15 protein-coding genes are annotated in these 14,485 nt (G+C 29.0%); 7 read left to right on the top strand and 8 right to left on the bottom strand.

The window, feature by feature from the left end; genetic code table 11:
• Positions 1–3: 3 nt before the first annotated feature.
• The 3 genes from cps2T to LGK95_RS17725 form a co-directional block, all read right to left on the bottom strand.
• Positions 4–1,236 (bottom strand): beta 1-4 rhamnosyltransferase Cps2T, encoded by a 1,233-nt coding sequence (gene cps2T, locus LGK95_RS17715; RefSeq protein WP_226126244.1) that lies wholly within the window; start codon positions 1,234–1,236, stop codon positions 4–6.
• Positions 1,237–1,271: 35 nt separating this feature from the next.
• Positions 1,272–2,621 (bottom strand): UDP-glucose dehydrogenase family protein, encoded by a 1,350-nt coding sequence (locus LGK95_RS17720; protein ID WP_226126245.1) that lies wholly within the window; start codon positions 2,619–2,621, stop codon positions 1,272–1,274.
• A 79-nt stretch (positions 2,622–2,700) separates the two neighbouring features.
• Complete coding sequence (locus LGK95_RS17725) at positions 2,701–3,369, bottom strand: sugar transferase (RefSeq protein WP_404814470.1); 669 nt, start codon at positions 3,367–3,369, stop codon at positions 2,701–2,703.
• A 752-nt stretch (positions 3,370–4,121) separates the two neighbouring features.
• On the opposite strand from LGK95_RS17725, the gene LGK95_RS17730 reads away from it, so the two are divergent.
• The 7 genes from LGK95_RS17730 to LGK95_RS17760 all read left to right on the top strand — a co-directional run bounded on the left by LGK95_RS17730 (position 4,122) and on the right by LGK95_RS17760 (position 9,676).
• Positions 4,122–4,646 carry a hypothetical protein gene (locus LGK95_RS17730; RefSeq protein ID WP_226126246.1) on the top strand — a complete coding sequence of 175 codons (525 nt, stop codon included), beginning with the start codon at positions 4,122–4,124 and terminating at the stop codon, positions 4,644–4,646.
• Between the two features lie 415 nt (positions 4,647–5,061).
• A complete protein-coding gene (locus LGK95_RS17735; protein WP_226126247.1) occupies positions 5,062–6,606 on the top strand; it encodes a hypothetical protein in 1,545 nt (514 codons plus the stop codon).
• Positions 6,607–6,891: 285 nt separating this feature from the next.
• Positions 6,892–7,140 carry a hypothetical protein gene (locus tag LGK95_RS17740; RefSeq protein WP_226126248.1) on the top strand — a complete coding sequence of 83 codons (249 nt, stop codon included), beginning with the start codon at positions 6,892–6,894 and terminating at the stop codon, positions 7,138–7,140.
• Positions 7,141–7,231: 91 nt separating this feature from the next.
• Positions 7,232–8,392, top strand: a complete 1,161-nt coding sequence (locus LGK95_RS17745) for a DnaD domain-containing protein (RefSeq protein WP_226126249.1) — start codon at positions 7,232–7,234, stop codon at positions 8,390–8,392.
• Positions 8,393–8,539: 147 nt separating this feature from the next.
• On the top strand, positions 8,540–9,073 hold the full coding sequence (locus LGK95_RS17750; protein ID WP_226126250.1) for a sigma-70 family RNA polymerase sigma factor: 534 nt from the start codon (positions 8,540–8,542) through the stop codon (positions 9,071–9,073).
• An 81-nt stretch (positions 9,074–9,154) separates the two neighbouring features.
• A complete protein-coding gene (locus LGK95_RS17755; protein ID WP_226126251.1) occupies positions 9,155–9,379 on the top strand; it encodes a DUF1659 domain-containing protein in 225 nt (74 codons plus the stop codon).
• Positions 9,380–9,439: 60 nt separating this feature from the next.
• A complete protein-coding gene (locus LGK95_RS17760; RefSeq protein ID WP_226126252.1) occupies positions 9,440–9,676 on the top strand; it encodes a DUF2922 domain-containing protein in 237 nt (78 codons plus the stop codon).
• 39 nt (positions 9,677–9,715) lie between these two features.
• Here LGK95_RS17760 and LGK95_RS17765 read toward each other — a convergent pair whose 3' ends face one another.
• The 5 genes from LGK95_RS17765 to LGK95_RS17785 form a co-directional block, all read right to left on the bottom strand.
• Entirely contained in the window at positions 9,716–10,387 is a 672-nt protein-coding gene (locus tag LGK95_RS17765; RefSeq protein WP_226126253.1) for an ABC transporter ATP-binding protein, read from the bottom strand.
• A complete protein-coding gene (locus LGK95_RS17770; RefSeq protein ID WP_226126254.1) occupies positions 10,380–11,537 on the bottom strand; it encodes an ABC transporter permease in 1,158 nt (385 codons plus the stop codon). Before LGK95_RS17770 ends, LGK95_RS17765 begins: the two co-directional genes overlap by 8 nt.
• Before the next feature lie 139 nt (positions 11,538–11,676).
• Positions 11,677–12,729, bottom strand: a complete 1,053-nt coding sequence (locus tag LGK95_RS17775; RefSeq protein ID WP_226126255.1) for a glycosyl hydrolase family 28-related protein — start codon at positions 12,727–12,729, stop codon at positions 11,677–11,679.
• Positions 12,730–12,939: 210 nt separating this feature from the next.
• Positions 12,940–13,557 (bottom strand): acyltransferase, encoded by a 618-nt coding sequence (locus LGK95_RS22710; RefSeq protein WP_319001939.1) that lies wholly within the window; start codon positions 13,555–13,557, stop codon positions 12,940–12,942.
• 45 nt (positions 13,558–13,602) lie between these two features.
• Positions 13,603–14,484 (bottom strand): formyltransferase family protein, encoded by an 882-nt coding sequence (locus LGK95_RS17785; RefSeq protein ID WP_226126256.1) that lies wholly within the window; start codon positions 14,482–14,484, stop codon positions 13,603–13,605.
• Position 14,485 lies beyond the last annotated feature (1 nt).

Here is a 14,485-nt window from a genome sequence, read left to right on the forward strand (position 1 = left end):
AATTTACGCCCCTACTTTTACTTTTTCTTCTTTTTTTTTATCACTAACAACCCTTAACGGTGTAGTATCCTTTGTACCTATATTATTAACTAATACATCTTCATATTTGTCAATAATATATTTCCATGTATATTCTTTTTCTATTCTTTCCTTAGCTTTAGCACCTAAAGTTTTTATGTATTCTTCATCAATGTTATCTAATTTTTCTATAAGATTAGCTAGATTTCTATCTTCCTTGTTAAAGTATAGAGCCCCTTCCATTCCTACTTCTTTATTAAAGCCTACATCTAATAAAATATTTAAATCTGTAGTTGCTAACGCCTCTAGTAGAGATGGATTTGTTCCTCCAACTTCATGACCATGGAAATATCCATATGCATTTTCTCTAATCTTTTTTAGTAGTTCTTGATTATAAACCGTTCCAACAAATTTTATTCTTTTATCTTTGTCAAAATTTGTTTTCTCTTTTAATTTATCGTAAAACTTATTTTCCTCAACATTAGTTATTAATATAAAATCTTTTTTAGTATTTGATTTCATAAATTCAGTTATCATAGTTTCATAATTATTTTCTGGAACAAATCTGCCTACTACAAGATAGTAACCTTTTTTTTCAATGTTTTTTTCCTTATACCATTCAACTAAATTACTATCGTCATCTGTTAATTTAGATTTTTCTGTATCAGCTCCATAAGCTATAAAAGTCGTTTTTGGATTGTATTGCTTATAATCTTGTTTTATATATTTTTCAATGTTTTTTGAATCACATATCAATAGATCTGCGTATTTCACCATATAGTTTTCAGAAATTTTCCAATATTGTCTTATAGCTTTACTCCATTTTCCCCTTTTCCACTCATGACCATCTGGGTTAACAAAAAGTTGAACTCCCAATTTTGCTAATTGGTGCTTATAGGATCCAATAAAAGGGCCTATTCTGCAAGCAAGAATATATATAATTGCATCAGTTATATTGTTTTCCTCTATATAACTAATACATTGTCTTAGTGCTAATATGTCATATATAACTGCCTTCGCACTTCCCATATTCAGCACCTTAACATTAAAACATCTAGCATTATTATAAGTAAATTCACTATTTTCATTTGATAAACAAGCTACGTGGTACTTTATTTCTTTATTTTGTTGTCCTTCTGTTAGTTTATCTACAAAAGTTTCAAATCCACCATATTTTGCTGGAATTCCTTTTGACCCAATAATAAAAATATTTTTCATTTTACATCCCTCTATCTCTAAGTCATTAGTAATAATTACATCCTAGTAGCTGCTGCTTCTTGTATCCCTTTATTAGTTATATTTAAAATTTCTTTTCTTCCTATTGAGTGATACTCTATTTGTCTTTTTTCTACGTCCCTTATTTTATAACAATTTCTACCATCGAATATGATAGGAGTTTTCATTAGTTTTTCATAAACTTCTAATTTTAAAGATTTTATTTCGTCCCATTCAGTAAATATAAATGCTAAGTCTGCATCTTTCAATGTTTCTTCTGGAGTAGTTACGTATTCTATCTCATTTGGATAAATCTTTTTAAAGTTTTCAATTCCAACCGGGTCATAAGCAACTATTTTTGCTCCTTCTTCTAAAAGTCTTCTTACATTTCTTATTGATGGAGCTTCTCTCAAATCATCTGTTCCAGGTTTAAATGTTAATCCTAAAACAGCTACTTTTAATCCTTTTAAACTTCCAAGTCTTTGTTTTGCTTTTCTAAAAAGCTTATATTTTTGATTTTCATTAACTTCTATAGTTGCTTTTATTGTTTTTAATTCATATCCATTATCATTTGCTAGCCAATGAAGTGCTTTTGTATCCTTTGGAAAGCATGATCCACCGTACCCAAGTCCTGCATTTAAGAATTTATCTCCTATTCTTGGATCATATCTCATTCCTTTTGTTACGTCTTCTATATCTGCTCCAACAATTTCACAAACATTTGCTATTTCATTTATAAAAGATATTTTCAAAGCTAAAAAATCATTTGAAGCATACTTTATCATTTCTGCACTTCTTCTATTAGCCACGACTATTGGTGTATTAAATCTTTCATATATACCTTTCAATGTATCTCTTGCCTTATCTGATTCTACTCCAATTACTATTCTGTTAGCATGTAGTGTGTCTCTAACAGCCGTACCTTGAGCTAAAAACTCTGGGTTTGATGCGACTTCAATTTGAACATCATTAACTAGCTGTTCTTTTAAAAACTCTTCTATTTTATCATTAGTTCCTATTGGAACTGTTGACTTAACTACAACCAAACAATCTTTTTCTACATTATGAGCTATCTGCTCAGCAACCTTATACACAAAATCTAAATTAGCTGAACCATCTTCCCGCTCAGGAGTTCCTACTCCTATAAAAATAACATCTGCATCTTTATATGCATTTACATAATCAGTAGTGAAATTCAATCTTTTTGCATCATAGTTATTTTTCAAAAGTTCATCTAACCCTGGTTCGTATATAGGTGAAATCCCTTGTTTCATTATTTCAACTTTCTCTTGATTAATATCTACGCACGTAACATTATGACCAACTTCTGATAAGCATGCTCCTGTAACTAAGCCTACATAACCAGTTCCTGCTACAACTATCTTCATAAATTTATACTCCTCATTTCTTCATTATCTTTTCAAAAAAATTTTAATTACTAGTTATCATTTTGCAATTAATAGCCTTTTACCTTGCGCCTTCATCCCCAAATAACACTCCCACCGTTTTGAAAATGAGTATTATATCTACAAATGTATTTCTTTCTTCTATGTACTCAATATCCATCTCCATCCATTCTGCAAAACTAATATCATTTCTACCTCTTACCTGCCAATAGCAAGTCAAACCTGGTTTTGCAATTAACCTTTGTTTTTGGAAAGATGTAAACTGCGCTACTTCCTTAGGCAAACTTGGTCTTGGTCCCACTAGGGACATTTCCCCTTTTAATATATTGAATAGCTGAGGTAACTCATCTATGCTTGTCTTTCTTATAAATTTTCCTATTTTAGTTATTCTTGGGTCCTCTTTCATTTTAAACATAGGTCCTGACATTTCATTTTCATGTTTAAGCTTGTCTAGAAGACCTTCTGCATCCATGCACATAGATCTAAATTTATACATCTTAAATCCCTTACCATCTTGTCCAACTCTATTTTGAGCAAAAAAAACAGGTCCTTTCGAATCTAACTTAATCCAAATACCCACTAAAATCATCACCGGACTTATTATTAGAATTCCGCATAATGCTCCTATAATATCAATAACTCTTTTAATTATAAAATATCCTGCATTTTTCTCATATTCTCTGGAATATTCTACATGTGACACACTTGTACTTCTCTCCAATTCTTGCAATGATATCCCCCCATTTATTAGTATACAGTTTCTTATACTTTATCCTATGCTTTATCCCCATATTTTACAACTAAATCTAAAATTTCCATTTTAATTTGGTAATTTCTACAAAGTATTCTCATTTCATTATATAACTTTATGAATTTTGTGGCAACTTTTTAAGTTTGCAATTAAGTACGTTAATATCGCTATACTTCATAATACATTCGATTCCTAATTATTCCATAGTTTGTATTTTTCTTTTACAACTATAAATGCCTTTAAAGGGTTATATATCAAGGCTTTACAATTCTACATCAATCGACTAAATGCGTTTTTTTTGCAACTATCCGTGTTTATTTTTAATAAAAATTGGTTGTTTTTTTCTTATTTGTTTTATAAAATTAAAGAATGCATTTAACATATAATTATATACATGTAAATTCATCTTAATTATTTAAATGATTATACCATGATATTTATAATTTGTTTACATGTATTTTATGTAATTATATGCCATCGTTTTTCAAAGTTGCTCTATCTATTCCTATACTTAATTTAAAGACTACTAAAATATCAATTTATTCAGTAACTTATGGCCTTAAATGGATTGGTCAGAAATCACTTGACACCAGATTATGTTAATAATATAATAATAATTGTAAAATATGTGTTATTATGAAATTTAGGATATATTAGTCAAACTATAAATTTACAAATGATATTATGCAAGCTTATAATATTGCATAATATAATGATGGAGGCGAATTAACGTGAGTGAACAACTCGTACAACAGAATGTAAAATCTAATTTCTTCAAAAAATTCTTTTTTAATTTTAAAGTTAATAGGGCACTTAAGGACTGTAATGATATTGAATCGTATTTACTAAGAAATAAATATTTAAGTAAATCCGATAGTCGATTAAACTTAATAATTTCAGATGGGTTTAACAATGATGTAGACGATAATTATTTCTTATATAAGGGATACACCGCAAATGGAAGTATAACTCCTTTAAAAAAATATACTTTTATTGATGGAGAAATAGAGAAATACACAGATGTAGTTAGTCGCGATATTATTATTGTAGATTTATATGAGAAAAGCACATACTTACATAGTTATTCTAAAAATTCTCGACATATTACAGGCTATTTGATTAAAGAAGAAATAAAATCCGATACAACTAAAACTTTAATCTTTAGCAATGAAATGGTTAAAATAAATATTAAGAATATTAATAAATTTGATACTATTAGCATCGTTGATGATTTCATAAATAAATTTATCATGTAAATAGCTCTCCATACTGGAGAGCTATTTTTATATCATCAATTTCTAACAAATTATTATAATCTGCTATTTTACTATTAATATAACTGAAATATAATTCTTATTGCCCTTTCTAGTTTAAATTATCTTTCTGTAGACTTACACCAATACCTATAGCTAACTAAATTATTAATAAATAAGAAGAAAGATAATTAATGGGATTCTGATTATGGAATCCCTTAAAACATATCTAAATTAATATCGTTTAGTAGCATATATTGATAAATTGTAATAGAATTTAGAATAATTTTTAAATTTTACTCCGAAATAAAGGAGTTTCAGAGTTTACGTAGAATATACTTACATATTATCAAATATTTTGAATATATATGAGGTATTATATACATTCTAAAGATCTTTGATGTTAAGGAGGACTATAATGAGAGATAAAGAATTAAAAGGAACCATTGATGATTTGCATAGGCCTAATCAAGACAGCGATATTATAGCTTTCTATAAACGAATATTTAAAGCTTCAGACCCCACCATTATTGAGTTAGTAGGAACAACCGGAGCCGGGAAAACTACTTTTTGTCAGCAGTTTGTAGATGAAGAAGGAAAAAAATTGTTACGTAAAACTATATCGTCTTTAAACAACAGTACTTTAATGCACACAGATATAGCTATTCTTGAAGATACAAAGAACAGGCTTTTCTTAAAAGCGAGAACTAAAAGTGATATAATTAGAGACTTAATTTTAGTCGCTCTAAATATAGATGCAGAATATAAGTTTGATATTAAAAAAAGCATTACTGATGTTGTTAACAAAGCAGGCGTAAAGAAAAATACTGAGAGGGGAATTAAGGTTAATATCGATTTGTTTCAGGGGGTGTATAATCTATTTAGGACTAGTAAGTTACTCCGAGAATTTCAGGTAATAGCAAAAGACTTGCAACTCAATTTTACGAGTAGTGATAACATTCATAGCTATATAAATAATAACATAGCAAATGAAAATCTAACTAGACTTCTTGACTATATAATATATTTAAAATTAAATATAAATGATTTCTACGGATTGCGTCATGAAATTTCTCTGGGTCATAAAAATATTTTAGAGAAAACTATTATACCTTCCAATGCATTTAATAAATATAAGGAAAAATTAGAAGAATATCGTGAAATAATATCATTTAGATTCCTTTTTGAACAGGCAATATTAGTATTAAAATGTGATGAAAAAGCTAAACAGAGTTTACCTGAAAAATTTAAAAATGGAATTGTGTTTAGAGACCTACATGGGCATAGAAAAATAGAGGGTCAAGTCACAGAAACTAATCTTGAAGTTAGCTGTAAAATATTACTTGTACCAGTCGCCACTGGCGGAGCACTAGTTGATGATAAATTTGTAGAAGAGTTAAAAAACATTATTATATCAAAGCCAAAAGAAAGTATAGTAGTAATAACAAAGATTGATAAGGCAAGCTCTTATGAGAAATATACACAAAACAACTATGTGGCTTTTATTGAGACTTTAAAGGAACAAATAGTTACTGCTCATAATAACTTAATTGATAAATTACAAAAAAATATAGAATTGGATGTAGGGCATGTTTGTAAATTTGCTAATAACACAATGCTAAGAAAAACACTTAAATGCTTTGATAATGCTTATCTATCAATGATCACTAAAGATAAAGAAGGAAATTTTGATGCCGAACTTCATAAAATAATATGTAAAAATAAAAGTAACCAAGAGATATCGTCAAATGATATAGAAGATATAGCCTTCGTAGAAAATTGGCATACTGTAATTGCAAGTACTCTAGAAAGCGAAAATAAAACTTCTTATGATACAGGTACTATGAGTTCCAATAATGTATTGGATAAGAACAAGAAAAATAAATTAAGGGTAATGCTATCGAGAAATATAAAACGTATGATCTCAACCTATATTAGTTCTTTAAAATATATATTAGTATAAATAAATATAAAACAGAAGGAAAAGTTATGACCAGTTAATACCGGCATAGCTTTTCCTCTTTCTTTATCTTACCTCTTTAAACTCCATTGTAATCACCCTTAGCCATTTTATTTATTGTTTTTACCTCTTTATACCATTGCTCATTGTTTATAGTCAATGCAATATAGATAATAAATACAAATATGTTTATAAAAGTATTGTTAACATTCAATATTTATGATATATTGTTTACAGATAATGTAACTGGCTTTAAACAATGTACTTATTTTAAGGGGGAAGATCTAGATGGGATTAAACAAATCTGCATTGCAGAATTTAATGGATGAACGGTTTAATAAAAGTTATACAAAGCTTTCTAAGGCTATTGGTGTAGATGTAGCACATGTGTACCGAGTTCTGGTTAAGAATAATACTCCAGGTATAAAGTTTTTCAATGGAATAATGAAGTGGTGTACAGATAATCAATTAGATTATAGAGAATTTATATATTTGCCCAAGCCATTCAATATAGTTAATGGCAAAACAAAATTATAAATATGAATTAAGTAAAACTCATTGTGTGTAGTAGGAAATTAGGTTATACGTGATTATGAAATCATAATTAAAAACTTAGGGGGAATAAATAATGGCTAAATATAGACAGCTTTATACAGAATTTTGGAGTGATAGTTTTATCCTTGAACTAACGACTGAGGAAAAACTTTTTTATTTATATCTTATATCAAACTCAAAAACTACCCAATGCAGCATATTTGAATTGTCTAATAAGATAATATCGATAGAAACTGGGATTAACATAGAAATTGTAGAAAAGTTACTTATTAAATTCTGCGAGTATAACAAGATCTTATACTGTAAGGATACAAAAGAGATTATGGTATTAAATTGGATGAAATACAATATACCCAATAACATAAATGCTATAAAATGCGTTCGAAACGAGCTCAATAAAATAAAATGTAAAACATTTCTTAAGATTTTATTTAATAAATGTTATGCATCTCAATTGGATGTGGATAAAATTTTTGAGAACCTTAATATAGAGGAACCCTTTATTAGTCCTTCTGCAGATAATATTTCTTCAGAAAATAACTCTAATGTAATTTGCACGAAAATAAAAAATCCAAAAATCCAGGCCACTAATAATTCTGAAAAACCGGAAGAAATTGAGGAACCTAGTGATTGCCTAATTGATAAGCCTATTACGAGTTCCTTACAAGGGGCTTGCCAGCCCCTACCAAGTAATAGAATAAGAAGTAATAAGCAAGAAGTAAGAAATAAAAAACAAGAATTAATAAATAAAGAAGAAGAAGAAGTACTAACTAAGAAAGAAACATTAACTAAAAAAAAATCAATAACTAGTGAACTAGAGATAGCTAAAGAAACTGCAGAAATAATAAAACAGGAAGATAATTCTGCTGCTGATGGATATGATCTAAACAGTATAATTAAAATATTCGAAGAAAATGTACATGCTATTACGCCACTTGTGTATAAAAAAATATTATACTTTACAACACATGTAAGTAACAAAGTTATCATTATGGCTATACATGAAGCTGTTAACTATAATGCTAAAACTATAAAATACATCACTAAAATCTTAAACAACTGGATCAGTAAAGGCATAAAAACTGCTGAGCAGGTAATTGACTATCAAAAACAATGGGCTAATAGAAATATGAAAGAGAAAGTAAACAATGTAAAAAGTGGTGGCTTCTGCGACTATGAACAAAGAATTTATGATATCGATGCTTTAGAAAAACAACTATTAGGAATAGCTTAATAACCAATTATTTTTGAGTATACATTATATAAAACAAGTAAAATCAATCAGTGTACGTTTATATGTACACGTACGTACATGTATATGTACACGTATGTACATGTATATGTACACGTACACTAGATATAAATAGGCGGTGTTTTTATTATGGAAAAACTAATTGAAATGGCTAAAGCAAAAGAAAACGGAGCTACTGAGACAATAATTGAAAAATTTAAATATCTCATTTACAAGGAGGCATCGAGGTATCACATTCCAGGCTATGATACTGAGGACCTAATTCAGCACGGTTATCTATCTGTTATCAAATGCATAGCAATGTATAAGCTAGGTAGCAATAGTTTTAATGGTTACTGCATAAATGCTATAAGAATGAACTTCAAGGCCCTTCTAAAAGGAGAAATAAAACATTTTAGAGAAGTTCCAAACAATGACATGCTAGATTTTGACCGAGCAGATCATTATGAATTTACTATAGAGGATGAAGTAATAGCCTATGATGAAGTGAAAAAATTATATGTTGCTCTTGATGCGCTCCTTCCATTCGAGCGCTCGGTACTTGAGAGGTACTACATCCTTGGCCACTCCATGGGAGAAATTGCTTGTGATAGTGATAAAAGCTACCATCAATTTGCAAGAATTAAGAGAAAAGCTCTTCAAAAGCTAAGAGCACTTATGTAAATAAATATATTTATAAACTCCGCACAAAACTTAGCAGCACCATATATATTAAGTGAAAACAAAATAAAAGGAGTGATTAATATGGCAGTTATATCAACAAAGGTATCAAGCGCATTAAAAATTACAATGAAGGTAGGCGTAGACACTAGTGGTAATGACAAATACGCAACAAAAGTACTAGGTAATCTAAAGGTTTCTGCATTGGATGAAGATGTTTTTGAAATAGGACGAACTATCTCAGACATGAAAACTTATCCATTATTCGGACTAGACAGACAAGATCAGTTCAGCTTAGTTACAGCTTAATTTATCAGTTTAGATCAAAGATTATGAGCAGAATTTAAAATTTAAAGGGGGACAATTAATATGCATAATTTAGTTATGAGATTTTTAACAAATACAGAGGGTAAGTATTTTTCTTTAACTGTAGATGACATTAAATCCGATGAAAATGGAGCTGCTATTGTAACCGAAGCCGAAGTAATTGCTCTTATGGACTTAGTAATTGCAAAGAACATATTTATATCTACAAATGGTGCTCTAATTGGCAAGAAAGATGCTAAAGTGGTTACTACTGATACAAGTATAGTTGCTGTAGCTTAGAAAAAATGTGCCTCGCGAGGGGCACTTTTTTTTGTCTTACTATGTAATAATCCCATCTTTAATTTCAATTATTCTGTCTGTTTTTTTTGCTATTCGCTCATCATGAGTTATTATTATAAATGTAGTCCCTAAATCTCTATTTATATCGCGAAATATATTATATATATTCTCCGAAGCACGAGAATCCAAATTTCCTGTAGGCTCATCCGCAAGTATTATTTTAGGCCTATTCATAAGAGCTCTTGCAATTGCAACCCTTTGCTGTTCTCCACCCGATAAATCATATACTTTATTTTTTCTAACTTTTGTAAGTCCTACGAGTTCAAGGAGTTCTTTTGCTCTTTCCTTGTTTCTCCTACTACAAAATGCATTTCTTATAGTTCGTGGCATAAGAACATTTTCAATAGCATTAAACTCAGGTAATAGATAATGAAATTGAAATACAAACCCTATGTCCCGATTTCTAATAGAAGCAAGTGATCTTCTACTCATTTCATCTATTCTTTTTCCTTCCATTTCTACTTGTCCACTTGTAGGCCTGTCAAGCATTCCTATTATATTTAATAATGTAGTTTTGCCACTACCTGATGCTCCTATAATAGAATTAAAAGATCCAGCAGCAATATTTAAGTTTATATCATTTAATACCTGTGTTTTGACTCTTTTTCCATAAATCTTGTTAATATTTTTTAATTCTATAATATTATGCATTTTTTATAACCTCCACAGGAGTTAATTTATATGCTTTTATAGCTGGAAAAAATGCTGCTAAAGTTGCGGCTATTATATCAATAGTAGCTACTTTGATTATAAAATTATAATTAATAATTATAGTAATTAGAGGTGTTCCACCACCTGGCGTCGCTGTATATCTATTAAAGCCTTTTATATATAGATAAGTTAACCCCACACCTATGCATGTACCAACTACACCTAATATAAATGCTTGAATCATAAATATACAAGCAGCAGAACCATCTTTTATACCCATAGCCTTTAGGATACCTATTTGCTTGTATTTCTGAACTACACTTATACTCATTATGCTTATTATACTTAAAACAGCTGCAATCATAACGCTAAGTTGAATTACTATACTACATACTTTTTCGCCCATTATAGCACTTACTAATAGCTTATTTTGAGCTTTCCAATTTTCTATCTTTAAATTATTGTCATTTAGACCTTTTTTTATTTTACTTGCAATTATATCTGCATTATAAGGATCACTTGTTGTTAATTCCATGGAAGTTGCCACATCACCATAACCTGCTAAATCTTGAGCAGATTTTAAATCTGTAATAACTAAAGTTTTATTAACCTTCATAGTAGCGAAATCATAGAACCCAACTACTTTTAGCGCCTTCTTTCTGTTAAGTCCTGTAATTATGTATATATTATCATTTAGCTTTAAGCCTAATTTTTCACTAAGCTCTTTTCCAATTATTGTTTCCCCGGGATTCTTAACTGCTCTTCCTTTATAAATTTTATTTTTTATATTATATAATAAATCCAAATCCTTAGAAAGAAACCCTCTAACTTGTATTGGCTCATACATATGATTAAAACTAATAGATGCATTATACTCAACTACTGGTGCCGCTGATATTACTTTACTATCTATTTTTTTAATCTTATCTTGCTTCTCGCTATAATTTTTTATTGTCTTGTCCTTAGGATATATTGTAATATGAGTTGCATTTCCAACTATTTTATCAAGCAAAGAGGTTTCAAGTCCCTTACTTAAAAGTCCAACAAATATTTGTACTGAAATACCTATGGCAATACCTAAAATTATCACAAATGTTTGGAATTTACTGTTTATTAAAAATTTCCACGCTATCTTTAATGATGTAAACATGCTTCCAGCCCCCACTTTTTTCTTCCCTAACTTTATAACGCCCTATAAATATATACTTTTAATATTTAGTTTATCATAGCATACATAGTTATGAATAAACAGTTAATTTCCTAAAATTCGACACATTAGACATAAATTATTATTTTAATATACGCAAACCATAATTAACACGTTTATAATATGTACAATCACTGGCAAGCGCTATTCCTCCAGTACAAAATACACCTATTTTACTATATTTATCGTCTGGCTGATAATGAATACACTCCGAAATATGAACTTTGGCATTAGATAATACAGCTATATCACTCTTTGGTGATCCTCCATAAAATGCACTGCCACAATTTTTAAAATCACAATTAGTTATGCTTGCCTCTGCATAATCTTCTATATGTATACCCTGGCCATAGATATCACTAAAGCTACAGTTATTTATGCTAATTTGCTTGGCTTTTACTGCAACACCAATAGCAAATCCAGCCCAACTAGACGTGCAATGATTATCTTTGAATGTACAATTCTCAATTATTATTCTTTTACAAGCAGAATTTATTTCTATAAAATCACCTGTTGTATTTACGAATTCACAATCCTCAATTAAACAATCATAAGAAGGCTTACGATTAAATAGAATACCATATCCCGAATTATTATTAAATACGCATTTGCGAATAATTAGTTTATTAACTGTATCAGCTACTTGAATTGATTGTACCCCCTTTGTAAATTTACATTTCAATATTTCTATATTATCTCCACTCGGTTTTATACCAAGCTTTGAATCTATAGTAACGCCTTGTATCTTTTGCCTGCCCATACAATTGAATATCTTGTTTGATGGATATCCGTTAAATTGTTTTATTTTAGTCTTATCAAACCCAGCACCTGTTATATTTATACCCTTCGGCACAGTAATAGTTACATTGTCAGGTATCAAAAGAGTACCACGAGGAATATAGACTGTCCCCTCTTTTATTGAGCTAATTGCATCATTTAGAGCCTTATTATCATAATGTTTCCCATCAAGTTTTGCACCATAACTTTTTATATTAACTACCTTATGCGTAATATATAAGTCTACAATGCTAAATCCACGATTAAAAACAAAAATACTATTAATAATAAAATATACTATTCCTAATAGAAGAATTATACTTAATGCAATTACTTTATACGATTTAAATTTCACCATTATTACCACCCACCTACTTAACTTTTTTATTTATTTAGCTTAATATTTTTCATGTCAATTACTATTAGCTCTTGTTACACATGCTTATCCTAACCCCTACACAGTATAAATAAATTCTATACTTTTCTCAATGGTAAATTTTTCTTAAAATTTACAAAAATAAGCCTAACCAATTAAGGAAAGGCTTGCAATCAATACTTATCTAAATACTCAAAGTTCCCAAACAACGTTTGTTTTTAGGACTTTTGCTGGAGTTCCTCCAACTAAACAATTTGGCGGAACATCTTTTGTTACTACCGACCCTACCGCTATGATAGCACCATCCCCTATCGTAACACCTTTCAAAATTGTAACCCTCATTCCTATCCAAACATGATTGCCAATAGTAATTGGTTTTGTTTTCTTGAATCCATCATAAATTATATTATGATTGTCAGAATCTCTAATAATTACATCCTCGGAAATTGCAACTCCTTCACCAATAGTTATTTTATCAAAACAACTAATATTAACATTGTTATTAATAAATCCACTACCCAAAGTTAATGTTGCACCTTTATTTACTGTAATAAAACAACCATTGAAAATTTTAAAAGATCCGGTTACACATACTTTTGCATTAGTTCTTATTACAAATGTTGAATATGTGTAATTGCATCCTTCCCAAGCAGATCCAACTTCAAATGCTTTTTTAACCTCAAGAACGCTATCTTTTTCTTTTACGAATCTCACTCTTTTATATATAATAGTAGGTTTTCGTGTCTTTAGCGTGTAGATTATACTTTTGAAAAGTCTCATATGAATCATTCTTTTATATATTGGCAACATATTATCCTCCAATAGTTAAATAGTATTTATAAACCTTTTACTCTATTATTCTAGAATGGCTCCTTCGTATAATGATTCAATATTTCCATCAATAAATTTTAATTTTAATAGCTCTTTATTATTTTTGATAATAATATTTTTACCATAAACAAGAACTATCTCCTTATCATTACACTTTCCGTATTTATTAATTAAATATTCATTTGTAATGAGATGAATATCATACACTTTAAATTTATTATTTTCAAATATAAAGTAAGCTCCTTGGCCTTCTATTCCGAATGCCTTTATTTTTCTCACTATGCTATCATTATCACTATTAAAATTTATTATTAAATCACTATCATTTCTCGAATAATAAAGATATTCAGTATTCAAATTACTTAAATTTGATATTGCACTATCTTCAATGAAATCTCTATTATATGCAATTTCAAAAACATCAGCCTCTGCCAAAAATGATGTTTTATATAATAATTCTAAATCCATATCTTCATTAATTCCTATTGGGATTTGTGCTATAATGTTTCCTGCATCAATTGCATTATCCATTGTGTGACATGTAGCACCTGCTTTCCTATTAAATAATAACGCTCCATTAATTGGATGTTTACCTTTTAAATCTGGTAATAGTGAAGGATGTATATTTATAAAGGTCTGATGTTCTTTTTTTAATTCTGACACTGGAATGATATAAGGGCAACCATTTGAAATTAAAATATCAAAATCTGATATCTTAATTTTATCTAATAACATTTGTTTATCTGTTATTAACTCATATTCTATATTATTTTCATTTAAATACTTTTCCAAGTAAGAATTTTTCACACATAAAATCTTTGTTATATTCATTTTTAAGTCTATTATTTTCTTTAAAACGTTGATTCTGTTACCAATAAACAAGATTCTTCTTCCCATGTTTTTCATA

It is taken from the genome of Clostridium algoriphilum, assembly GCF_020443705.1.
GTDB classification, from domain to species: Bacteria; Bacillota; Clostridia; order Clostridiales; family Clostridiaceae; genus Clostridium_AD; species Clostridium_AD algoriphilum.

What these genes read in the sequence shown, in the direction of transcription:
- cps2T (WP_226126244.1), bottom strand. Translation starts at nt 1,236, where the DNA reads ATGAAAAATATTTTTATTATTGGGTCAAAAGGAATTCCAGCAAAATAT.
- LGK95_RS17720 (WP_226126245.1), bottom strand. Translation starts at nt 2,621, where the DNA reads ATGAAGATAGTTGTAGCAGGAACTGGTTATGTAGGCTTAGTTACAGGA.
- LGK95_RS17735 (WP_226126247.1), top strand. Translation starts at nt 5,062, where the DNA reads ATGAGAGATAAAGAATTAAAAGGAACCATTGATGATTTGCATAGGCCT.
- LGK95_RS17740 (WP_226126248.1), top strand. Translation starts at nt 6,892, where the DNA reads ATGGGATTAAACAAATCTGCATTGCAGAATTTAATGGATGAACGGTTT.
- LGK95_RS17745 (WP_226126249.1), top strand. Translation starts at nt 7,232, where the DNA reads ATGGCTAAATATAGACAGCTTTATACAGAATTTTGGAGTGATAGTTTT.
- LGK95_RS17750 (WP_226126250.1), top strand. Translation starts at nt 8,540, where the DNA reads ATGGAAAAACTAATTGAAATGGCTAAAGCAAAAGAAAACGGAGCTACT.
- LGK95_RS17755 (WP_226126251.1), top strand. Translation starts at nt 9,155, where the DNA reads ATGGCAGTTATATCAACAAAGGTATCAAGCGCATTAAAAATTACAATG.
- LGK95_RS17760 (WP_226126252.1), top strand. Translation starts at nt 9,440, where the DNA reads ATGCATAATTTAGTTATGAGATTTTTAACAAATACAGAGGGTAAGTAT.
- LGK95_RS17765 (WP_226126253.1), bottom strand. Translation starts at nt 10,387, where the DNA reads ATGCATAATATTATAGAATTAAAAAATATTAACAAGATTTATGGAAAA.
- LGK95_RS17770 (WP_226126254.1), bottom strand. Translation starts at nt 11,537, where the DNA reads ATGTTTACATCATTAAAGATAGCGTGGAAATTTTTAATAAACAGTAAA.
- LGK95_RS17775 (WP_226126255.1), bottom strand. Translation starts at nt 12,729, where the DNA reads ATGGTGAAATTTAAATCGTATAAAGTAATTGCATTAAGTATAATTCTT.
- LGK95_RS22710 (WP_319001939.1), bottom strand. Translation starts at nt 13,557, where the DNA reads ATGTTGCCAATATATAAAAGAATGATTCATATGAGACTTTTCAAAAGT.
- LGK95_RS17785 (WP_226126256.1), bottom strand. Translation starts at nt 14,484, where the DNA reads ATGAAAAACATGGGAAGAAGAATCTTGTTTATTGGTAACAGAATCAAC.